This is a genomic window from Parapedobacter flavus (assembly GCF_035818675.1).
In the GTDB taxonomy this organism is placed as follows: Bacteria; Bacteroidota; Bacteroidia; order Sphingobacteriales; family Sphingobacteriaceae; genus Parapedobacter; species Parapedobacter flavus.
Window position 1 is genome coordinate 35,965 of the sequence record NZ_JAYKZZ010000020.1, and the last position, 21,649, is coordinate 57,613.

A 21,649-nucleotide genomic window follows, 5' to 3' on the forward strand; every position below is an offset into this window, starting at 1 on the left:
TAGCACAACTGAGTGCTCAAAGATAACAGATTGACCTGAGAGCACAACTAAATTGAATGCATCATGATTAATGCAGACAAAAAACGCACGCAGATATTGGAAGCCGCCACACGGCGATTCGCGCACTTTGGCTTGGCTAAAACCACGATGGCTGAAATTGCCCAAGATTTGTCGTTTTCCAAGGCCTTGCTATATTACTATTTTCCCGATAAAAACGCCTTATATGCCGCGGTACTGGAGCATGTGATTAACCAGTCATTCGAAGAGATGGAGGCTGCTATAACTACTGTTTCCGATTACTACGAGGCGATGATGTTTACGTTGGATAAGCGTATTGAGTTTGTCATGCGGTATTATAATTTGCTTGAATATTCCATTTCGGCCTTGCAGCAGGTGCCAGATACCATGGCGTGTGTGCTGGAAGATTCTAAAGATAAGGAGCGAAACATACTCGCGACGATTCTTCAAAAAGGCATCGATACCGGCCAACTGGAAGTAGAGGATGTGAACGAAACCGCCGAGATACTGTTGTTTGCCTTAGTGGGTATGCGGTTTAGTATACTGAAAGATATCAAAGGCGTGCTCTTTCCGACCAAGGAGGAGTTTGATCGGATACTAACCCTTCAGAAAAAAATGGCTATCGTATTTTTGAATGGATTGAAGACGACAGGATCCGATTGACAATCTGTTGTGCATGCACGCGCGAATTTTCGATAAACCACAAATGGGTATTCATGCCGCCGCATACCACCCCGGCCAGAAATAGACCGGGTATATTGGTCTCCATGGTTTCGGGGTTGTGGTATGGTACCCGCGATGCATCCTGCGATAACGTAATCCCTATTTTTTCGAGAAAAGCAAAATCGGGCCGGTAGCCGGTTAATGCTAACACGAAATCGTTCTCGATGGTGATGGGGCCGTCGGGCGTAAGGACATCAACTTCCATAGGTCGGATTTCCGTTAGTTTACTGCTGAATAGCGCGCGAACCTCGCCATTGGCAATGCGGTTTTCGATATCGGGCCGTACCCAGTATTTTACCCGTGGACCGATTTGTCCGGCACGGACCACCAAGGTTACATCCGCCCCCTTACGGTAGGTCTCCAATGCGGCATCGATGGATGAATTGCTGGCGCCGATAACCACCACTTTCTGTCCGGCATAATAATGGGGGTCGTTGTAGTAGTGGCTTACTTTGGGTAGCTCTTCTCCCGGAATATTTAGTAAGCAGGGGATATCGTAAAAACCGGTAGCAACAATGACATGTCGCGCAGTATAGGTCGATTTCGACGTATGGACGGTAAACTCGTCTGCGCCTTTCTTAACCGTCGTTACCTCCTCAAATAGGTGGATGTTTAGCTCGAACTGCTGTTGGATACGGCGGTAATACTCGAGTGCCTCGGCACGTCTCGGCTTCGGATTGGTCGATACAAAGGGGATGTTGCCTATTTCGAGCCGCTCGGAGGTAGAGAAGAACGTCATGTTTTGTGGGTAGCGGTACAGCGAATTGACCAGGCATCCGCGTTCTACGATGAGGTAGGTCAATCCAGCCGCTTTGGCTGCTATGCCACAGGCCAGCCCAATCGGGCCGCCGCCGATAATGAGTACATCAATAGGTGCTGAGGGTGTTTCCATTCGGCACAAATATACACGACAGCCAAACGAAAAACAAAATGTGGGGCTGGGGCGAGCTACGCCACCGTTCGCTTATGTGGCGTCGGTGTCGCCATCAGGTCGTTGCAGACGTTGTTAAGATCAGAAGCAATGCGTCTTAGGAACTGAAGCTGGTCGGTAATCAACCTTGATTCTTCAGAGTCGATGTTGTTGTCGTCGATGCCCGAGGGCGTTTCGACTTCTATTTCGGTAAACACGTCGTCTGTATCGTTAGGTTCAAAAAGTTGGATACTTTGCGCTAGCAGCGCTAACGTTCTCCGAATCACCTTTATTTGGTCGCCCGTTAAAGACGTGTCGGAAGCTCCCTGTACATTGTTAAGCAGGGTTACGGAGTATGACGAGAGTATGTGGTTGAATACCACGAACCTATTTACGTCTCTGGCATCTTTCCGCTTGCTCTTCGGCTCGGTCATCATACGCTGAAAAGCTGAGGCCATGTTGGCGGCATTTACGTACACCTCCTTGCGGGCGAGTTTATATTCCGTCATACTTGGTGATTGGCCGGCAATTATTTTGAGGGCTTGCGCAATATATTGGTAATTAGCGATGAGCAGTTTGCGCATGGTGCCATACACTTGCACGCTTTCCCAGCTGGGTAAAATCACATAACTGGAAAGAAATGCCAGTCCAGACCCAATTAGCGTGTCGATAATCCGTTCTTGAAGGATGGAAAGTGTACCCATGCCCAAGAAACTGAATAGGATAAGCACGTAGGGCGTCATGAACATCACACTGACCACGTAGCTTACCCGCATCAAGCTAAAGGTGGTTACCATAAAGAGGAGTAACAATATAAACAGTGATGTATCGTCTTTTACGATAAGCAGAAGTACTGCGCCCACCACACCCCCAATAATGGTTCCGATAAGCCGCTGGAAGTTACGTTCTTTCGTCAGGCTGAACCCGGGCTTTAAGATAACCATAATGGTTAACAATATCCAATAACTGTGGGTGCCTACATTAAAAGTGAGCGACACCAAATATCCGACGCCCATCATGATGGCCATGCGGAGCGAATGCCGAAAAAGCGTCGATTTTATCGTGAGGTTTTCGCGTATCTTTTTAAAATCGATGTCCTTGTGTTCTATGAACTTGCTGAGGTCTGTTTCTTCGCTCCGTACGGAATTTTTAGCTTTCAAATCGAAATAACCATACAACAAGTCCATGCGCTGTACTAGATTTCGGATGTTGATGAGTACTTTACGCAAGGGCAATGCGTTGAGTTGATGTTTCTTTTCGACTTGGTCAATGGCCCCACGTATCCGTTCCAGATCCGTTTTGAAATTGTACAGCGCTTTGGGCTTCTTATTGGCATTGATCTGGTAAGACAGGTGCTCGAGTTCATTTCCGATTCGCCGGATGGTGACATGAAACTGTTGCAGCACACCTGTTGCACCGAACTGCTCCCGGATCGAGTTGTAGTCGTAGTGCGTGGCCATACTTTGCTCAAACAGGTCGATGATATCGGTAAAAATCAAGATGAGCAACCGTCCGATCTCGGTGGTATCTTTTATTTTCCGCTTGCCCCTGAATAGTTGGTCGCGCACGTTATCCTGATGGGTGCTCACGGTAATTTGCTGATCGATTAGTGCACGGTAGTTTTTTTCGATATCCAGGTGAACGGCATAGAAGTTGGCCTTAATGCGTATATAGTCGGCTACGTTCGTTATCGACTCGGCAAGTTCCTGTTGTGCTTGCCGGTATGGTCTCACCTGGTGCAGCGAAAGACTTAATAGCATATACCATAAGCAACCCGCTAAAATATAGAGCAGGTAGGTGCCAATGGTTAGCGTAGGGTCGGCCGTGGCGCGCATACTGAGTACCATGATGAGGATGCCCATGGTGCCGACCGATGAAGCGCGGGCACCATACACCGCAAGCATGGAAAACAGGAAAGATAAGGCCATCAGGGTAACGACAACGAGTAAGGTGATGTCGCTGACAAGATTGGAGAGGAGCGCAGCGATGAGTACCGAAAGGGTGCAGAAAAACATGCCGTTTCGCCGGTGGTGTACCGGCCCCGGACTATCGGATAAACCTACCGCCATGGCACCCAACGATACGATAATGCCGGTTTGCAGACTACCAAACGCCGAAAAGACCAATGCAGGTACGATAGTGCCAAATGTAAGACGAAGGCCATCTGAAAAATACTGGCTGTAGAAGAAATTCTGGATATCTTTCGCCTTACTCATGCATAGACGGATTGTAACTGCGAAGATACACAAAAGGATTGTGATAAAAACGGGAATAGCGAGATACAAAATACCCAGTAATAGGTATTTGAATGTAGGCGTGGCGGCGCTAGGTTTGTTTGGTGAACCGAGAGTAGGCTTTCGGTTGTTTCGAGTGTGACTTTATTAGTTTACGTTTAACGAATTAACCATGACAAATAAAAAGATGAATCACCAGTTAGATCAGCTAGGGGCAATGTTTTGTCAATTAGGAAACGCAGCTGCCCAGTTGGTTGGTGACCGTAACCGCATGGTGGGTGAAAACGCCCATCGTCACGGCAGCGTTCCAAAAGCCGGCTTAGCCGAATCTGCGGCTCCAGTGTATCGGGTTGTCCGTGAAATCGAAACTGTTTAATTGTCTTATTTTTAAATTTCATTTGCTTTTATTGGTGTTTTTGCAATAAATCGGGCTGATTATTTAACAAATATTTATATATTTGGTGGTTTGGTTGGTATTTGATATGCGTGATTCACTGAAACCGTGACGGGCATTGGTTAACAATCCTTATCTTCGTTCTTTGTCCGTTCCCAAGCCACGCACCGGGGCGAGCACGAATCCGGCATAATGTAGAGAAGCCAACACGGTATAATCAATAATTAGTTTCAAATGAATTTAAGTAAAAAGCAAGCAGTCTTCGAAAGCGAAGTACTCACCCGTTTCGAGTTGTTTAATAGCCTGTTTATGACGTTGCCGTTCTATCAGGTCAAACACACGGGGACATTGCTGCCATTCTTTACTACACATTGTGAGCGTGGCGTTGCCGACAAATTAAATCCTGAGACCATCATAGAGAGCTTTTTCGAGCAATACGCACAGTACGTCCGCGAGTCGGATAGGATTGACCTTTTGTTTAGGATCATCCAGTACATTGAGCGGCAGGTAGTGCTTTTCGACGCCGTGGAAGATTCAGCGTTCCGGAAAACAGGTCGGTCGGACGAAGCGGGGCTGTTGGATTCGGTATTTTCGGAAACCGAAAACAATACGGAACTCCGTGACAAGTTGGTGGAGAAACTGAACGACTTTTCTGTGCGGTTGGTATTGACGGCGCACCCCACACAATTCTATCCAGGGCCGGTATTGTCCATCATGACCGACCTGATTGAGGCACTGAAGAAGAACGATATCCATAACATCCACCTTCTGCTTCAACAGTTGGGTAAGACGCCGTTTATGAAAAAGGATAAACCTACGCCGGTAGACGAGGCCGTCAGCCTAGCTTGGTTTCTTGAGAATGTGTTCTATCGCGTGGCTTCGGCTATCCAATCCAAAATCGATGACGAGTTCGACCTTCCGGTCGACGAGAATAAGAGTTTGGTTGAGTTGGGATTCTGGCCCGGCGGCGATCGCGACGGTAACCCCAACGTTACCGTGGAAGGCACCAAGCGCGTAGCGTTGTTATTGCGGACCGTGCTGTTTAGGTGCTATTACCGCGACTTCCGTACACTCAGGCGGCGTATCACCTTTAAGGGGGTCGAGAAATACATGGATGTGCTGCAGGATCTGATTTACGAAAACAGCTTCAATCCATCCGATAATCCCGAGAATGTGAAGTCGGTGATCGTTCATAACCTGAAGGAAATCAAACGGGTACTGAACGACTACCATGATGGGCTATTTGTGGAGTTGGTGGATGACCTGCTGCGTAAAGTACGGACGTTCGGATGTTTTTTTGCTACCCTCGACTTGAGGCAGGATAGCAGTATTCTCCGGAAAACCCACGCATACCTACGTGAAAAATATGCCGACAACGTAGCCGAATCAGGTGATTTCGAGAAGCTGGACGAGCGCGGTAAACAGGAGGCGATGAAATTCGAAGAGCACGATTTGCCTGTGGGCAAAGAAGCACCAGCACTGGTGGCCGATACCCTACAGGTCATTCGTCTTATTGGCAATATCCAGCGCTCGGGCGGTGAACGTGCGGCCCAGCGGTTCATTATCAGCAATTGCCAGCAGGCATCAGACATGTTGGAATTGATGGAGCTCTTTTTGTGGAGCGGCTGGAAACGCGACGCGCTGCATATTGATTTTGTACCGTTGTTTGAAACGGTGGATGACCTAAAGCGTGCGGCGGCGGTGATGGAAACCTTGTATACGAACACTTCGTACGCGGCCCACTTGAAGCGCCGCGGTAATAAACAGACCATCATGCTGGGGTTCTCGGACAGCACGAAAGATGGCGGCTACCTCATGGCCAATTGGTCGATATACAAGGCCAAAATTGAGCTTACCGCTATGGCGCGCAAATATGATGTGGATCTGGTGTTTTTTGATGGCCGCGGTGGACCCCCGGCTCGGGGCGGCGGAAAAACGCAACGCTTCTACGCTTCGATGGGTAAAGAGATTGCAAATGATCATATCCAACTTACCATACAGGGGCAGACCATCAGTAGCCAGTATGGTTCATTGGATACCGCGCAATACAACATTGAGCAATTACTTCACGCCGGCCTTACGTCGCATATTGAACAACGGAGCGGTGATACACTTACTGACGAGAAGAAGAAGCTGATTGAATATATGGCCCAGATAAGCCACGACCAGTTCCTGGCGCTGCGCCACGACCCACTGTTCCTCAAGTACCTTGAACGGTTGAGTCCACTCAAATTCTTGTCGCAGATTAATATCAGCAGTCGGCCGGTTAAACGTAATTCGGATAAGGAACTGCGTTTGGAAGACCTGAGGGCAATTAGTTTTGTAACCTCATGGAGCCAACTGAAGCAGAATATACCCGGCTTTTACGGGGTGGGTACTGCGTTGGAAGAGGCCGAAAAGGCTGGCAAATGGGATCAGGTAAAAGAGCTCTACGAAACTTCGGGGATGTTCCAGACCATTATAGACAACTGCATGATGTCGATGTCTAAGTCGAATTTTGAGTTGACTTCATACATTCAGCATGACGAAGTTTTCGGTGATTTTTGGAAGCGGATGCGCGATGAGTTCGAACGGACCACCAAGTATGTGCTGAAACTTAGTGGCAGTACCGTGCTGATGGAAAATTATCCAGTGGAACGCGAATCTATTGCCATGCGGGAGAAAATTATATTACCATTGCTAATCATCCAACATTATGCCATACGGAAGTTGCAGGCCGGAGGGTTAACTGATACGGACAACGAGGTGTTTTCAAAACTGATTACACGCACCATCTATGGCGTTGTTAACGCCGGAAGGAACTTGGCCTAATCGGCTGATGCCCAAAATGTGTTGATGCATATGGCAATTTTCGCTAAGTTTGCTGCATTGAAAACAATTTATACTGATGAATATTAAAAATAGCTTTTTAGTTGCTGCATCGTTGTTCGTTTTGGGGTCTTGCGCTAGACATCCCGGCGAAGCCGTGCGCAGGGGTACGCTTTATAACAATGAAACTAACGTAGACTCTGAGGGGTATACCTTTTTTAAACGGGTAAATGAAAAGGCCCAGTTTGAGACCCAATTAGCAAAATATGTAAGAACCACCGCAGCGTCAGCCGAAGCCAAGGATTTGGCCGGTAAAGTCGTTGAAACGTATGAGCCGATGGTTGCCGAGCTATCAGATTTTGCCGCCGGATTCTCGGTCGTGCTGGTCGATCGTGGTGAGCTGGGTTTCGCGGTGCCGCATCATTTCGAAGCCGATACATTGGGTGCTTTTGACAATGCGGGTTATATTGCGCACGTTCAACACGAACAAGGCGCTATTCTGGACCAATTCAAACGCTTAAGTCGCAATACCATTGAAGAGCTCCAGCATTATGCCGAAGAAAAGATGCCAACTGTTAAAGCTCTTTACGTTGCCGCCGGTGGCCAGGAGGACCACGGTGCCCATCATTGATTTAAATGGATAAGTAATGCCGAAAAAGAGCATCGTCACAGGTATATTGTCATACGGGATGTCAGGACGCGTATTCCACGCACCTTTCATTAACCAGAAAACACGGTTTGAACTGCGGGCTATCGTAGAACGCCATGAGAAGCGGGCACAACAACGGTATCCCGATATCATCAGTTATGATTCGGTAAATGATCTGTTGTATGACGATGCCATTGAGCTCGTGATCATTAATACGCCCAATAATACCCACGTCGACTATGCAAAACAGGCATTGCATGCCGGTAAGCACATTTTGGTAGAGAAACCTTTTGCACCCAGTAGTACAGAAGCCAAGGAAATCTTTGAGCTGGGCCGGAAAGTGGGCAAGCACGTCATGGTTTTTCAAAACCGGCGCTGGGATAGTGATTTCAAATTGCTCAAGCGTGTGGTGGAACGGCAAGCGGTAGGGGAACCCATAGAATTGCACGTCCGGTTCGATCGGTACCGCCCGGAAAAAGGCCCTAAAGTGTTTAAGGAAATGCCTATTCCAGCCAGTGGCGTATTGTACGATCTGGGACCGCATCTCCTCGATCAGGTGATTTGTTTGTTTGGGAAGCCCGATAAAAGCATGAAAATCCTTACGACCCATAGACAGGAGTCTGAGGTAGATGATTTTGCCACATTGGTGCTTAGCTACCCCAAGGGATTAACGGTATTTATCCATGCGAGCCTGTTGGTGGCCAATCCGCTGCCAGCCTATGTGCTGCATGGTACCAAGGGATCTTTTCAGAAAGTGAGGGCCGATGTACAGGAAGACCAACTGCAATCGGGCATCTCACCGAAAGATCCTGAGTACGGTATAGAACCTTCCGGTAAGGAGGGATTGATTACGCTAATGAAACCCAATGGTGATCGGGAAATCCGCTACCGCGAGGCGTTAAAAGGCGACTATAATGACCTGTTTAACGCGGTATATGCACAGATCCGGCGGGACGAGCCATTTCCTGTGACAGCGGAGGAAATCTGTTGGCAGCTGGAAATCCTTGAGCAGCAAGTTTGGAATGAGCGGTAAGTCGTAGCCTATTTCAATTCGATGTTTGGTGACGGTGAATTAACACACCGTTAATAATAACAAAACGTTGCATTGCTATTATTGGCCAGGTAACTTACGGTGGTCACATGATAGCAACTGTGAAGCATACATATCCCCTTATAAACCGAGAAATAAGCTGGTTATATTTTAACGAGCGGGTGCTGCAGGAGGCGGCCGACAAAACGGTGCCGCTTATTGAGCGGTTACGGTTTCTGGCTATTTTTTCGTCCAACCTGGATGAGTTTTACCGCGTAAGAGTAGCCACCCTCAATCGACTGGTAGATATCAATGCCAAGGCCAAAACCATGCTTGGTTTCAACCCCAAAAAGGTACTTAATGAAATAAAGGATATCGTGGTGCGGCTCGAAAAGCAGTTCGACTACCTGTATGAACAGGAAATCATCAAAGAGCTGGAGGCCCAGAAGATCTTCATCATCAACGAGCAACAGCTAAATGTTGCGCGGGGCGCATATGTGCGTGAGTACTTTCGGCGGCAGGTGCTGCCAACACTGGTGCCCATTATGTTGGAGGAGACGGATGTGGCAAAGCCTTTTCCAGAACTGAAGGATCGGCATACGTACTTTATCGTAAAGCTGACCTTCCGGAAAAAAGTGAAGTATGCACTGGTGGAGATTCCAAGCCCCATTATTTCCCGCTTCCTTATATTGCCCGAAAATAATGGGTTAAAGTTTATCATCCTGCTAGACGACATTATCCGATATTGTTTGGATGACTTGTTTTTTATTTTCGACCCGGATACCATTGCGGCTTACAGCATCCAGCTTACGCGGGATGCCGAGCTGGATATTGATCCCAATATGAGCGAGAAATTCGTAGATGCACTGATGCACAGCCTGCAACGCCGGGATAAGGGCCGACCCATGCGACTGCTCTACGATAGCGATATACCGCTCGATTCCTTAGACTATTTGGTCGGTCGCATGCAATTGGACACGGATGCGCTGATTCCCAGCGGCAGGTATCATAACTTCCGGGATTTCATCGATTTCCCCAATGTGGGCGGGTCGGCATTGGAGTACCCAGCCATGCCCCAACTGCGGGTCAACGACCTGGATCTCGGGCGGAGTATCTTTAGCCAAATGGCACAACGCGACTACCTGGTCAGCCTGCCGTACCAGTCGTTCGATTATATCGTCCATTTCCTCCGTGAAGCCGCCATTGACCCGAAGGTGCAGGAGATCAATATCTGCCTCTACCGGTTGGCCGAAAATTCGAGTGTCATCAATGCGTTGATCAACGCCGCACAAAATGGCAAGGTGGTCAACTGCCTCATTGAATTGAAAGCACGGTTCGATGAGGAAGCCAATATCTACTGGCGAAATCGACTGGTTGCGGGCGGCGTAAATGTAAATATCGGTGTAGTACAATACAAAGTGCACGCTAAGGTGTGCCTTGTTACGCGTCGTGAGAAAAGTGGTTTGGTTTACTACGCGAACCTCGCCACGGGCAATTTCAATGAGAAGACAGCCAAAAGCTATTGCGACCACAGTTTGTTCACCATAGATCCGGCCATTACAAAAGACTTGAAGCGCCTTTTCAGGGGCTTGGAAAAACAGGTTTTCCGTCGCGACTACAAATCAATCATTGCGTCGCCGCTGGGAACACGAATGCGGCTATACCAGCTTATTGCCGATGAAATCGAGCAGGCTAAATCCGGAAATAAGGCATATATGATCCTGAAAATGAACAGTCTTTCGGATGAAGAGATGATTGAGAAACTTTATGAGGCCAATAATGCCGGTGTAACCATCCAACTCATCGTAAGGGGGATGTGCTGTTTGGTGCCGGGGCAAGTGGGATTCAGCGATCGGATTACGGTACGGAGTATTGTAGATCGCTATTTGGAGCATGCACGTATTTGGGTTTTCGGCAATGGTGGCGATGAACTGATTTACCTGTCGTCCGCCGACTTAATGACACGCAATATCGACCGTAGGGTAGAAGTGGCATTTCCCATCATGGATGGCCGTATCCGAAAAGAAATTCGCGATATCATCAATATCCAACTACGTGACAATACCAAAGCCCGCGAAATCAATCAATCAAACAACAACCGATACATCGGCGCCAAGCGTAAAATTAAGCATCGGGCCCAGGAAGATATTTACAATTACCTGAAATATAAATCTTAACAATCGTGAGATACGCAGCAATCGATATTGGCTCCAACGCGGTGCGGCTCTTGATAGCCGACATTATCAGAAACGACGATGTCGTGTCGTTCAAAAAGAATACACTGGTACGGGTTCCTTTACGGTTGGGCGATGATGCATTCATCGACCACCGTATTTCCGTGTCGAAAGCCAAAGATCTGGTAAAGACAATGGCGGCATTCCGGAATTTGATGGACGTGTACAAAGTAAGTCAGTACATGGCGTGCGCCACATCGGCCATGCGTGAGGCGACCAATGGCAATGCGCTGTTACACGAAATCAACGAGGCCGGCATAGACCTGCGGATTATCGACGGCAGTGAAGAGGCTAAGATCGTTTACAGTAGCCATATCGAGCAGCACCTCAGCAGTAATAAGGCATACTTGTATATCGACGTAGGCGGGGGAAGTACCGAGGTGTCTGTTTTTGCCGAAGCGAAATTAATGGCCTCCGCATCGTTCAATATAGGGACCATCCGTATCTTGGATAACCAAGATAGCGATGAGACATGGAACGACATGCGGGATTGGGTAAAATACCACACGAAGGCATTCAAGACCGTGTATGGTATCGGTACGGGTGGCAATATCAATAAGCTCTCGCGGCTTGCCAATAACAGTAAGGAAGATAAACCCATTTCATTTGCCAAGTTGAAATCGCTTTACGAATACCTGGGGTCTTTTTCGCTGAAAGATCGCATCAACGTATTGGGGCTCAACCATGATCGTGCGGATGTGATCATCCCCGCTTGCGAGATCTTCCTTACCCTTATGAAGTCGGGCCGCCTGCGGCAGATCATCGTTCCCCGTGTGGGTTTGGCCGATGGTATTATCCAAACACTTATCGATAAATACGGAGCGCCAAAATCGCGGTGAAAAGACACTTGGCTAAAGAAAAAAAATACCTTACTTTTCATCTGTAATCGTTGGCTTTCAACGGCAGATGAGAGAACGATAAAATTGTATTATATGCGGGTTGCATATAAATACAATTTTATCTAAGTTTGCGCCAGTAAATCCTTTCGCGGAAGTGGCGAAATTGGTAGACGCACCATCTTGAGGGGGTGGCGCCCAACAGGGCATGGCAGTTCGAGTCTGCTCTTCCGCACCAGTTATAATGGAGGCCTTTGCGAAAGCAAAGGCTTTTGCTGTTTTAGGGTGTTCCGGAAAATTAACGCCACCGCTGTTATAAAGCGATGACTATAAAAGTGATACGCCAATACCCAGCGAGAAAACCCGGTTTTTGATGTCGTCCGACCATTTATAAGTGCTATTGGTGATATTAGCGAGGCCCAACCGATAATTGACATTGAGCGAAAATCTGCTCCATTTAACGCCCGTCAAAAAATTGATCCCATAATCGACACTTTTCATGGCATTATCCTTATAAATGATCATAGCTGATGTAGAGCCGCTAGCATAGGTGTTCTCCCCATTCATCGAAAATCCTATGTACGGCCCCGTGCCCGCAAAGACATTGCCCACATCACCTATGGGCACTTTACCTAGGAAATTGAAGGGGAAATCGAGCCACATGGTGCGCTGTATAACCTCCGCGCCCCCCAATATCTGGGATTCAATAATCTTGGCTCCCTTCCCTTGCAAGGAAACCTCAGGATGGAGATAAAGCCAAGGGGCAATGCGTGCGTCCAGGTATCCGGTAAGGTGAAAGCTCGTCCTTGGTTGCACATCGGAGATATTCTCCGAATCAGCAAAGCTGTAGGAGGGAAAATTAATGCCTGCTTTTAAGCCAAAGTCGGTTTGCGCCTGAATGCTTGTGGCAAGCAATACCATGAAACCTAATGATGGGATAAGTTTTTTCATAATTAGTACGTGTTAGTTAATTAGTTAACTTAAGTTGAGGGCAATATAGCAAACTAAATGAAACATAATCGCCATTAAATGAAACATGATATTAGCCATGCCACCAAACAAAACGTTTTCGAGCGTGTTTACTTGGCATAAACATAAAATAATTCCATTATGGCTATTGTAAAAGTAATCGAGGTCATCGCCTCATCCACCACTAGTTTCGATGACGCCATCCGCAATGCGGTTAAAGAAGTGTCGGCTACCGTTTCTAATGTAGATTCGGTCTATGTAAAAGATTTTAAGGTGCACGTCAAAGACGGCGAAATTTCTTCCTATGGAGCCATCTGCAATGTAGCGTTCCGGGTAGAGCGGGGCAGCGGTAATATCTAATGCCTAATGCAACAACTACCTACGGTCGCGCTCTTGGGTGGGAGCTTTGATTGCTGCCCGCTGTTCGGGGGTTAACGCTTTAAATTCGGCATAGGTGTCCATGATGTAGAGGCGGAGGTCGGATTCATCTGCAGTAGACAAAAATTCGACTGAGGGGCGATATTTCGTCATGTATAGCTCGAGGGCTTCTTCTTCCAGCGGGGTAACGGCGGTAATGGCCGCTGGGGTGAAACGGGCATCGATTTTCCTGCGTTCCCTTTCGGCGAGCAGCAATTCGTAGCGTTGCCGGGCCTGCCGCCCCGTTTTGCCAAACCACCGAGAGGGTGAGATGCGGATGCCGCCACGTTGTTGCGATACGTCGGTAAAGGCCCCTTCTGCCTGCGCCCGTTTGATTTCGGTTTCCAGCCGACTGTCGGTCATAGCCTTTATCTGTACTTCGTCGAGTTGTACCGCACTGCCGTCCGGCGTAAGGTATACCCGCTTAATGCCGAATTCGATAACAACTACGGTATCGGTACGGTAGCCCGGGTATTCAAATTGGAGGCGTTGGTTTTTGTCGACCGCTATGCTGAAGGAGCCATCTTCGAGGCTCTCGGCCAAAGTGCCCGTATGGAGGTTTTTTATTTCTACGTAGGGCAGGGGTTCGCCACTTTTCAATTCTAGTACATATCCATTGAGGACGGTGTTTTGCGCTACGGCGGAGGAGGAAAACGCCCAAAAGAAAACAATAACATACAGCGCCTGCACGATGAGTTTTCTTTCGGATACCGACGTCGATTTAAGACACTGCATATTACTATTAACGTATATCCCGTGTTATTGTTCGCTAATTTCCCAGCGGTTATTATCCGGATTATGGTCGGGATAGACTTTGTCGGGATCGAGTTGTACCGTCACGATTTTTTCGTCCGTGGGCGCTTTGAACGTCCATTGCGTATTACGTTCCCATATTTCTACGGGTAGTTTCACCCGGTGCACTTTGCCGCTCTCTGTCGTGATATCGACAACCACGGGCATGGGCATCTTTTCGAAGTTTTCTATGGTAATGAACCCTCGGTCATCCGGGTTACTGTTATCGGATATAACCATAACGACGCCTTGATCGAACCGCCAGTTATGCTTGAACCAACCCCGCCAGAACCAGTTGAGGTTCTCGCCGGCCACGTTTTCGATCGTGCGGAAGAAGTCGTCCGGCGTAGGATGCTTATACGCCCAACGATGCAAATAGGCCTTGAAGGCACGGTCGAAGCGTTCCGGTCCGAGTATTTCATTGCGCAGCAGGGTGAGACCGAAGCCCGGCTTGAAGTAGGCTAATACCCCGATGTTGCGTTCCTGCATGTTCTGCGGTGTACTCATGACCGGCTCCAAGTCCGGCCGCGTCAGGGCCTGCGCCATCCGGTTGGCATCGCCCGGCGCACGGTAATACTCGCCATTATTGAATGCTTCCGTAGACAGGTCGTTGATAAAGGTGTTAAACCCTTCGTCCATCCAAGCATGGAGCCGTTCATTGCTACCCACAATCATCGGGAACCAGATGTGACCGAACTCGTGGTCGGTGACGCCCCACAGCCCGCGGGCTTTGGATTTATAACTGCAGAAAACAATGGCCGGGTATTCCATCCCACCAATTTCCGCGGCTACATTGATGGCTACAGGGTAGGGGTACTCCATCAACAGATCGGAGTAAAATTCGATAGAAGCCTTGGTGTATTCGGTCGAGCGCTCCCAAGCGTTGCCACCATTGCTCTCCACGGGATAGGCCGAAAGCGCTAAGGCGGTGTTGCCACTAGGTAGGTTTATTTTCGCGCCATCCACTATAAAAGCGGGCGACGAGGCCCAGGCGACATCATGGGCATTCTGCAGCTTGAATTTCCAGGTAAGCTCTTTTTTGCCTTGCGGCCGTGAGCTGGGTTGGGTCACCTCGTCAGCCGATCGGATAACGACCGTTTCGTCGCTTTTCTTCGCCTGTTCCCACCGCTCCACCTGATCGGCTGTGTACACGTCTTTTGGGTTCAGTAGCTCACCACCCATCACAACGATGTGGTTGGCCGGTGCGGTGATTTCCACTTCGTAGTCGCCGAATTCCAGGTAAAACTCGCCCGGGCCGGTGTAGGGTTGCACGTTCCAGCCCAAAATGTCGTCATATACGGCCACCCGTGGAAACCATTGTGCCACGGCGAAAATCTTGCCGTTCTGGGTTTCCAGCACACTGGTGCGGTCAGCTCCATGGGTAGGCACGATGTAGGAATAATCGATGGTTATCGTGGTTTGTCCACCGTTGGGTTGCAAGGGTTCCGGCAAAAATACCTGCATGCGGGTATCGGTGACCAGGTGCTCGGCAGCTTTGCCGCTTCCCAGTTTTACAGCTTGGATGTCGTACCCGCCATCGAAATCCGACCGTGCATCGCCGTAGCGGCTTTTGGTAAGCGGCACGATAAGGTGGCCCCGGCCTTCTTGTGAAAACATGTTTTGGTCCAATTGTAACCAAATGAAATCCATCGCATCCGGGCTGTTGTTGGTGTATTCGAGGGTTACACTTGCCGTAATCTCGTTGGTTTGGTCATCCAATCGGGCGCTGATTTTATAGTCGACCGCATTCTGCCAGTATTTAGGGCCGGGCATCCCGCTAGCCGACCGGTATGCTGTGCCGTTGTTGGTGTAGAAAAACGGGTTGAATGCTTCCGTATAATCGTAATTGTTGGTGACGGTTTGTGCCCAACCTGTCGAGGGTAAAAACGCAGCAGTCATCATGGCGGCTACAGCCGCTATTCGTAATTTATTCATGTTGTACGATGTTGGTCTGTCCGTTATTTCAATAGGGCTTCGTATTCAGCGGCATCGAATCCTAAGATAACTCCCGCCGGACTTTCGATGACGGGCCGTTTGATTACGCTGGTCTTTTCTTGCATCAGGGCATTTGCTGACGCCGCGTCCACAATGGCGCTCTGTGCGTCAGGCGAAAGCTGCCGCCAGGTGGTACCTCGTTTGTTGACCAACGGCTCCCACCCGATTTGCTGCTCCCAAGCCTCAAGCTTGTCTATCGAAACGCCCTCTTTCTTGAAATCGTGGAAGGTATAGGGAACGCTATTTTCATCCAGCCATGTAAGGGCCTTTTTCACAGTGTTGCAGTTTTTGATTCCGTAAATGTGCATAGTGTGTTGTTTTGCCACAAGCAAACATAGTGATTAATACGGTAGAACGGTAGTAACAGTCGTGTTAATTTCACCCAAAATTTCTATCTTCGTACCGGATGGATAATTTTATCGTTTCGGCCCGGAAATACCGCCCTGCCACGTTTGATTCCGTGGTTGGCCAGCAGCATATTACCGTTACCCTCAAAAATGCCATTAAAAATAAGCAGCTGGCGCAGGCGTTCCTCTTTTGCGGTCCACGGGGGGTGGGTAAGACCACGTGCGCTCGTATTTTGGCAAAGACCATTAACTGCGAGCATCTTGGTGCCGATATGGAAGCCTGTGGGCAGTGCGATAGCTGTAAGTCCTTCCAGAACGGCAATTCATTCAGTATCCATGAACTCGATGCGGCATCGAACAATTCGGTGGACGATATCCGTAACCTGATTGACCAGGTGCGCATCCCTCCGCAGACGGGGAGATATAAGATATACATCATCGATGAGGTGCATATGCTATCGCAGCAGGCATTCAATGCGTTTTTGAAAACCCTTGAGGAACCACCTGCCTATGCGATATTCATCCTAGCCACTACTGAAAAGCATAAGATCTTGCCCACGATCCTCTCGCGGTGCCAGATTTTTGATTTCAACAGGATTAAGGTAGCCGACATGGCCAACCACCTGGCGTCGATAGCGGATAAAGAAGGTGTGTCGTACGATCGAGATGGATTGCACATCATCGCCCAAAAGGCGGATGGTGGATTGCGCGATGCGCTCTCGATGTTTGATCAGATTGTAAGTTTCTCCAACAAGGAGGTGACTTACCAAGCGGTCATCGACAACCTCAATATCCTCGACTACGAATATTTCTTCCGGCTTACCGATGCCATTATCCAGGAAGATTCGGCCTCGGCGCTGCTTATTTTCGATGAGATATTGGCCCATGGCTTTGATGGTAGTCATTTTGTCGGCGGATTGGGCTCGCATTTCCGCGATTTACTAGTAGCAAAGGAGCCTGCTACGCTGAAGCTGCTGGATACGAGTGATACCATCCGTCAGCGTTACCAGCAACAGTCGCAACAGGTGTCGCCTGGCTTGCTGTTGTCTGCGCTCAATATCGCCAACCATTGCGAAGTCAACTACCGCACGAGCAAAAACCAGCGTCTACAGGTGGAGCTGGCGCTGTTGAAGATGTGCCACATTGCCGCTGCGATACAACTGGCAAAATGCGGCGCCCCGCAATCCCTTACGGATGCTGCTGAAAAAAAAAAGTCTACGCTAACGCAGACACCAGTCGATAGTCATCAGTCGTCGGTCGATAACCGGCCGCCGGAACACGAAACTCGGAAGCCAGCCGCCATCGATTACCCATTACCCTCCGCCGACCGCCCATCGCCGGCCGCTGTCCACCGAACCATACCCACCGACCATCGGACACCGGATACAGACGCGCAGCCCCTAGCCCCCAAAACCCGTTCATGGGGTAATGTAAAGCTCAGCAATGCTATCCCCGACCTCAATAATATCTTGGCCGACAAGCAACCGGACGACGAAACTACAGATGAACCGGAGTTGCTTAGTGGCTCGGAACGGCAAGCATTCGATCACGAGACGTTACTCCAACACTGGCATGCGCTGGCTGATAAGCTGAAAGCGGAAAATAAAATCAATCTATTTACGCTGATGACGGCCAATGCACCGGAACTCCAGCCGGACTTTAACATTGGGGTGGTGATTGAAAACCCCATTCAAGACGAGCTTTTAAGTGTGTCGAAAATAGATATCCTGAATGAGTTGCGGACCAATCTGCGTAATTTTGCGATCGACCTTGTTCCCATCAAGATGAAGAAAGACACCGCACGGAAGCCCTATACCGCGCAGGAGAAATACCAAGCCATGGCGGCCAAGAATCCTGTGCTCGATGTGCTGAGGAAAACGTTCAATTTGGGTTTGGAGTAGGGGGATGGTCGTCCGCTGCGCTTACCGCCGTTCGCCGATCTGCTGCCGCCACATGGCATAGTACAGCCCCCGGGCATCTACCAATTCACCATGGGTGCCGGTTTCTGCGATTTTCCCTTTCTCCAGTACGATAATCCGGTCGGCATGCATGATTGTAGACAATCGGTGCGCAATCAATACCGTCATCTGTTCCCGTTCACCCGATAACGCCCGTACCGTTTCGGTAATAGCTTCTTCCGTAAGGGAGTCGAGGGCGCTGGTCGCTTCGTCGAAAATGAGTAGCCGGGGGTTGCGTATCAACGCCCGCGCAATGGAAATACGTTGCTTTTCACCGCCCGATAGCTTGAGCCCCCCTTCGCCCAATAGCGTGTGGATTCCTTTTTCGCTGCGCGTTAGCAGCGGCGTACAGCTGGCTTTATGTAAGGCCGACAACACCTCCTCGTCGGTGGCATCGGGTTTCACGAATAGCAGGTTGTCTTTGATGGTGCCGGCAAAAAGCTGGGTGTCCTGCGTCACGAAGCCGATCTGCCTGCGCATTTCGTTAAGCCTTACCGCGTCGGCCGGGATGCCGTTAAAAAGGATATGGCCCGACACGGGGCGGTAAAGGCCTACCAACAATTTAACCAGCGTGGATTTGCCCGAACCGGAGGGCCCCACGAATGCAATGGTTTCGCCGCTGTTGACCGTAAACGAAATATCGTCGATGGCATGTTGAGAGGCCGTCTTGTGCTTGAATACCACCTTGTCGAAAACCACCGCCTCCAAGGGGCCGATGGGGATCGGGTTTTCGGGCCGCCGCTCAATCGGTTTCCGCATCAAGCCGTCAAACAATTGGATGGAAGCCTCGGCTTCCCGGTACTGTACGATGATGTTGCCAATGTCCTGTAGGGGCATGAAAATGGATGTGGAGATGAATTGCATGGTGATGAGCTCACCAGGGGTAAGGACATCCCTGAAAATAAGCCAAAGCAAGGTGAATAATATCGATTGGCGGAGCAGATTCAAGGTAGTGCCCTGCAGGAAAGAAAGGAATCGAACCCGCCGTGTTTTGGTCATCTCGAGGTCGAAAATGGTTTGCGTGTGGCCACGCATCCGCCGGACCTCCGGAAAGGTAAGGCCGAGGCTCTTGACGAGCTCGATGTTGCGGAGCGATTCGGTGATGATACCCGACATCCGGGTCGTTTCGCGGTTGATGCTCCGTTGGGTGGTTTTTATCTTCCGGCTCAGCATACTGGTAATGGAACCGATGACCACAAAGCCGATTAGGAAAATCGGTATCAAAGCCCAATGCTTGGTAATGGCGTACCAAATCAGGAAGCTGAAACCCACGAGCGACGAAAAGAGGATATTAATGCTGGAGTTGATGAACCGTTCGGTATCGGTACGTACCTTTTGCAACACGGCCAGTGTTTCGCCGCTGCGCTGATCTTCAAACTCCTGGAACGACAAGCGCAGGGTCTGCCGTAGCCCCTCGTTGAATATCTGCATACCGAACCGCTGTACGGCAAGCCGCATCACGTAATCCTGGAAGGAACGGGCCAACCGCGCTAAGAGGGCAATGCCGATGGCGATGAACAGCCAGAAAAGTACCCCTTCAACCAGTTCCGCTTGGCTGCGTCCCTGCCTGTTGTTAGCATAGTCGTCAATGATCTTACCGAAGATGATGGGGTCGATCATCGAGAGTAACTGCGCCGCGGCAGCCAACACCAGTGCAAAATAGATATACCGGCGTTGTGGTTTAAGGTACTTCCAGAGGATTTTCATGCCCGCTTAAGCTTCCGCTCGCCGAGTACCCACGCGGCTTTACGGGGCGGGTTCAGCTTGATGCTGGGCGACCCTTCGGCGTGCTTGCGGATGTGTGTGACCACCTCCTCCACCGAATCGGTGAAAAGTAGGAGATCCATATCTTCGGGACTGATGGTTTTTTCATCCATCATACGTTGCACATGCGCAATGATTTCCTTGTGGAAGCCGACGCCCATCACCACAATGGGAAACCGCTTAATCTTACCGGTTTGAATGAGGGTGAGCGTTTCGAAAAACTCATCCAATGTGCCGAACCCCCCCGGCAATACGATGAATGCAAACGAGTATTTTCGCAGCAACTCCTTGCGGACGAAAAAATATTCCATGGTCACGAACCGGTCGAGGTAGGGGTTGTGTGCCTGCTCGTGTGGTAGTTCGATATTGCAACCTACCGAAAGCGCGCCGCCCTCCCTGGCACCTCGGTTGGCAGCCTCCATAATACCCGGGCCACCTCCCGTCATGATGGCGAAGCCGAGCTTGCCGATTTCGGCCGACACGCGGCGGGCGAGTTCGTAATAGGGGTGGTCTTCCTTGAAGCGTGCCGAGCCGAACACGGTGACGCACGGACCGATGAAGTGTAACCCCCGGAAGCCTTTGAGAAATTGCATCACCACGCCGCCTACGTATTTGAGCTCCTTCCAGCGCGCACGCGCGCCTTCCATAAATTTGCGTTCTTCCTTTATAAAACCATTGCTCATCGCTTCCCTTATTTTTGATGGTTAACTAATTCGGTAGCTTCCTGTATAATCCGTTTCTGCTTGCGCGATGCACAATCCAAACTTTCCAATTGCGACGGATCGCCGACAATATCTTTGACGAGGATGCACCCTTGCTTTAAGAGGATGTCTTTTTCAGCCTTGTTGATCGTGGTGAGGCAAGTGATAGGGTACAAGCCGGCATTGTCTACCCGGCGTTTGATGCTGCTTTCCTCGGGGTAATTCCAGGCGAGGAGATGGAGGTCATAGTAGGCGGCGAAGTCGACGGAGTCGGTCGTCATATAGGCATTGGTGACCAGCCAGCCTGCGGTAAATTGCGATTCCTTGCCGAAAAACGAAAAGGTACGGCCTTCGAAATCATTGACCCGCGATAGGAAATACATGGGTGTGGTCACCGTTATTTTGGCATCTTCCGTATTTCGGAACTTGCATTCCACCAACAGCAATTCGTCGTCTTTCTGTGCCACCACGTCCACCTCGTGGGTGACCGAATTGCCGGCGAGATGTTGGCTGGTAAGTGTTTGGTAATCGGCATGATTGAAAAGCTTGGCAACCCATTGTTCAAAATAATAACCAGCGGGTCCTAAATCTTTCAGTGCACGCTTGAGACTGTAGCGGGCAGCAAAAGAATCGGCTTCTCTTTTCAGTAGCCGAAAGGCCAGTTTGTAGAGGTCGCGCGTGCTGATCCCATCATAGGTCATGGGTTTCATCTTTTCCCATACCTCATCAACCACGTCGGGCGTAGCCCCCGATTTAGAAAGCGAGCCTTTCAGGCGGCGCAAATCGAACTCAACGAGTTCGCCGGAATATTTTTTTACTTGCATTTAATTGCCCTTTGGGCACCTAATATGCAAAATTTTTCGGAAAGCA

The 21,649-nt window shown here is 49.5% G+C and carries 18 protein-coding genes and 1 tRNA gene; 10 read left to right on the top strand and 9 right to left on the bottom strand.

Annotated elements, in window-relative coordinates; all coding sequences use genetic code 11:
* The first annotated feature begins 63 nt into the window (after positions 1-63).
* Entirely contained in the window at positions 64-681 is a 618-nt protein-coding gene (locus U9S71_RS16235) for a TetR/AcrR family transcriptional regulator (RefSeq protein ID WP_326328666.1), read from the top strand.
* On the opposite strand, the gene U9S71_RS16240 is transcribed toward U9S71_RS16235, so the two are convergent.
* Together U9S71_RS16240 and U9S71_RS16245 are read right to left on the bottom strand one after the other, a co-directional pair.
* On the bottom strand, positions 638-1,633 hold the full coding sequence (locus tag U9S71_RS16240) for a YpdA family putative bacillithiol disulfide reductase (protein ID WP_326328667.1): 996 nt from the start codon (positions 1,631-1,633) through the stop codon (positions 638-640). The two genes, U9S71_RS16235 and U9S71_RS16240, sit on opposite strands and share 44 nt — an antisense overlap.
* A gap of 56 nt (positions 1,634-1,689) precedes the next feature.
* Positions 1,690-3,867, bottom strand: a complete 2,178-nt coding sequence (locus U9S71_RS16245) for an FUSC family protein (RefSeq protein WP_326328668.1) — start codon at positions 3,865-3,867, stop codon at positions 1,690-1,692.
* Between the two features lie 190 nt (positions 3,868-4,057).
* On the opposite strand from U9S71_RS16245, the gene U9S71_RS16250 reads away from it, so the two are divergent.
* The 7 genes from U9S71_RS16250 (at position 4,058) to U9S71_RS16280 (ending at position 12,074) form a co-directional block, all read left to right on the top strand.
* Entirely contained in the window at positions 4,058-4,261 is a 204-nt protein-coding gene (locus tag U9S71_RS16250; RefSeq protein WP_326328669.1) for a hypothetical protein, read from the top strand.
* Between the two features lie 252 nt (positions 4,262-4,513).
* The gene (locus U9S71_RS16255) at positions 4,514-7,090 is read left to right on the top strand and encodes a phosphoenolpyruvate carboxylase (protein WP_326328670.1); all 2,577 of its coding nucleotides are present in this window, start codon (positions 4,514-4,516) and stop codon (positions 7,088-7,090) included.
* 76 nt (positions 7,091-7,166) lie between these two features.
* A complete protein-coding gene (locus U9S71_RS16260) occupies positions 7,167-7,718 on the top strand; it encodes a hypothetical protein (protein WP_326328671.1) in 552 nt (183 codons plus the stop codon).
* A gap of 16 nt (positions 7,719-7,734) precedes the next feature.
* Positions 7,735-8,769 (top strand): Gfo/Idh/MocA family oxidoreductase, encoded by a 1,035-nt coding sequence (locus U9S71_RS16265; RefSeq protein ID WP_326328673.1) that lies wholly within the window; start codon positions 7,735-7,737, stop codon positions 8,767-8,769.
* 107 nt (positions 8,770-8,876) lie between these two features.
* Positions 8,877-10,943, top strand: a complete 2,067-nt coding sequence (gene ppk1, locus U9S71_RS16270) for a polyphosphate kinase 1 (protein ID WP_436410335.1) — start codon at positions 8,877-8,879, stop codon at positions 10,941-10,943.
* A 5-nt stretch (positions 10,944-10,948) separates the two neighbouring features.
* Positions 10,949-11,839, top strand: a complete 891-nt coding sequence (locus U9S71_RS16275) for a Ppx/GppA phosphatase family protein (RefSeq protein ID WP_326328675.1) — start codon at positions 10,949-10,951, stop codon at positions 11,837-11,839.
* Positions 11,840-11,987: 148 nt separating this feature from the next.
* Positions 11,988-12,074, top strand: a tRNA-Leu gene (locus U9S71_RS16280).
* Positions 12,075-12,163: 89 nt separating this feature from the next.
* Here the strand turns inward: U9S71_RS16280 and U9S71_RS16285 are convergent.
* Entirely contained in the window at positions 12,164-12,787 is a 624-nt protein-coding gene (locus U9S71_RS16285; RefSeq protein WP_326328676.1) for an outer membrane beta-barrel protein, read from the bottom strand.
* A gap of 159 nt (positions 12,788-12,946) precedes the next feature.
* On the opposite strand from U9S71_RS16285, the gene U9S71_RS16290 reads away from it, so the two are divergent.
* Positions 12,947-13,165 (top strand): dodecin family protein, encoded by a 219-nt coding sequence (locus tag U9S71_RS16290; RefSeq protein WP_326328677.1) that lies wholly within the window; start codon positions 12,947-12,949, stop codon positions 13,163-13,165.
* A gap of 15 nt (positions 13,166-13,180) precedes the next feature.
* Here the strand turns inward: U9S71_RS16290 and U9S71_RS16295 are convergent, their stop codons facing one another.
* The 3 genes from U9S71_RS16295 to U9S71_RS16305 are packed head-to-tail and all read right to left on the bottom strand — an operon-like array spanning position 13,181 to position 16,317.
* A complete protein-coding gene (locus U9S71_RS16295) occupies positions 13,181-13,957 on the bottom strand; it encodes a peptidase associated/transthyretin-like domain-containing protein (RefSeq protein ID WP_326328678.1) in 777 nt (258 codons plus the stop codon).
* A 24-nt stretch (positions 13,958-13,981) separates the two neighbouring features.
* Positions 13,982-15,949 (bottom strand): M1 family metallopeptidase, encoded by a 1,968-nt coding sequence (locus U9S71_RS16300; RefSeq protein ID WP_326328679.1) that lies wholly within the window; start codon positions 15,947-15,949, stop codon positions 13,982-13,984.
* A gap of 23 nt (positions 15,950-15,972) precedes the next feature.
* Entirely contained in the window at positions 15,973-16,317 is a 345-nt protein-coding gene (locus U9S71_RS16305; protein ID WP_326328680.1) for an ArsC family reductase, read from the bottom strand.
* A gap of 98 nt (positions 16,318-16,415) precedes the next feature.
* Between U9S71_RS16305 and U9S71_RS16310 the strand changes: the two genes are divergently transcribed.
* Positions 16,416-18,257: a DNA polymerase III subunit gamma/tau gene (locus U9S71_RS16310; protein ID WP_326328681.1), complete on the top strand. Its 1,842-nt coding sequence runs from the start codon at positions 16,416-16,418 to the stop codon at positions 18,255-18,257.
* Positions 18,258-18,278: 21 nt separating this feature from the next.
* On the opposite strand, the gene U9S71_RS16315 is transcribed toward U9S71_RS16310, so the two are convergent.
* Genes U9S71_RS16315 through U9S71_RS16325 form a run of 3 tightly spaced genes read right to left on the bottom strand, consistent with a single transcriptional unit; the run spans position 18,279 to position 21,603 of the window.
* The gene (locus tag U9S71_RS16315) at positions 18,279-20,021 is read right to left on the bottom strand and encodes an ABC transporter ATP-binding protein (RefSeq protein ID WP_326328682.1); all 1,743 of its coding nucleotides are present in this window, start codon (positions 20,019-20,021) and stop codon (positions 18,279-18,281) included.
* On the bottom strand, positions 20,018-20,761 hold the full coding sequence (locus tag U9S71_RS16320; protein ID WP_326328683.1) for an LOG family protein: 744 nt from the start codon (positions 20,759-20,761) through the stop codon (positions 20,018-20,020). Before U9S71_RS16320 ends, U9S71_RS16315 begins: the two co-directional genes overlap by 4 nt.
* Before the next feature lie 8 nt (positions 20,762-20,769).
* Complete coding sequence (locus tag U9S71_RS16325; protein ID WP_326328684.1) at positions 20,770-21,603, bottom strand: restriction endonuclease; 834 nt, start codon at positions 21,601-21,603, stop codon at positions 20,770-20,772.
* Positions 21,604-21,649 lie beyond the last annotated feature (46 nt).

Coding starts and splice junctions, on each gene's coding strand:
- U9S71_RS16235 (WP_326328666.1), top strand. CDS start 64: ATGATTAATGCAGACAAAAAACGCACGCAGATATTGGAAGCCGCCACA.
- U9S71_RS16240 (WP_326328667.1), bottom strand. CDS start 1,633: ATGGAAACACCCTCAGCACCTATTGATGTACTCATTATCGGCGGCGGC.
- U9S71_RS16245 (WP_326328668.1), bottom strand. CDS start 3,867: ATGAGTAAGGCGAAAGATATCCAGAATTTCTTCTACAGCCAGTATTTT.
- U9S71_RS16250 (WP_326328669.1), top strand. CDS start 4,058: ATGACAAATAAAAAGATGAATCACCAGTTAGATCAGCTAGGGGCAATG.
- U9S71_RS16255 (WP_326328670.1), top strand. CDS start 4,514: ATGAATTTAAGTAAAAAGCAAGCAGTCTTCGAAAGCGAAGTACTCACC.
- U9S71_RS16260 (WP_326328671.1), top strand. CDS start 7,167: ATGAATATTAAAAATAGCTTTTTAGTTGCTGCATCGTTGTTCGTTTTG.
- U9S71_RS16265 (WP_326328673.1), top strand. CDS start 7,735: ATGCCGAAAAAGAGCATCGTCACAGGTATATTGTCATACGGGATGTCA.
- ppk1 (WP_436410335.1), top strand. CDS start 8,877: ATGATAGCAACTGTGAAGCATACATATCCCCTTATAAACCGAGAAATA.
- U9S71_RS16285 (WP_326328676.1), bottom strand. CDS start 12,787: ATGAAAAAACTTATCCCATCATTAGGTTTCATGGTATTGCTTGCCACA.
- U9S71_RS16290 (WP_326328677.1), top strand. CDS start 12,947: ATGGCTATTGTAAAAGTAATCGAGGTCATCGCCTCATCCACCACTAGT.
- U9S71_RS16295 (WP_326328678.1), bottom strand. CDS start 13,957: ATGCAGTGTCTTAAATCGACGTCGGTATCCGAAAGAAAACTCATCGTG.
- U9S71_RS16300 (WP_326328679.1), bottom strand. CDS start 15,949: ATGAATAAATTACGAATAGCGGCTGTAGCCGCCATGATGACTGCTGCG.
- U9S71_RS16305 (WP_326328680.1), bottom strand. CDS start 16,317: ATGCACATTTACGGAATCAAAAACTGCAACACTGTGAAAAAGGCCCTT.
- U9S71_RS16310 (WP_326328681.1), top strand. CDS start 16,416: ATGGATAATTTTATCGTTTCGGCCCGGAAATACCGCCCTGCCACGTTT.
- U9S71_RS16315 (WP_326328682.1), bottom strand. CDS start 20,021: ATGAAAATCCTCTGGAAGTACCTTAAACCACAACGCCGGTATATCTAT.
- U9S71_RS16320 (WP_326328683.1), bottom strand. CDS start 20,761: ATGAGCAATGGTTTTATAAAGGAAGAACGCAAATTTATGGAAGGCGCG.
- U9S71_RS16325 (WP_326328684.1), bottom strand. CDS start 21,603: ATGCAAGTAAAAAAATATTCCGGCGAACTCGTTGAGTTCGATTTGCGC.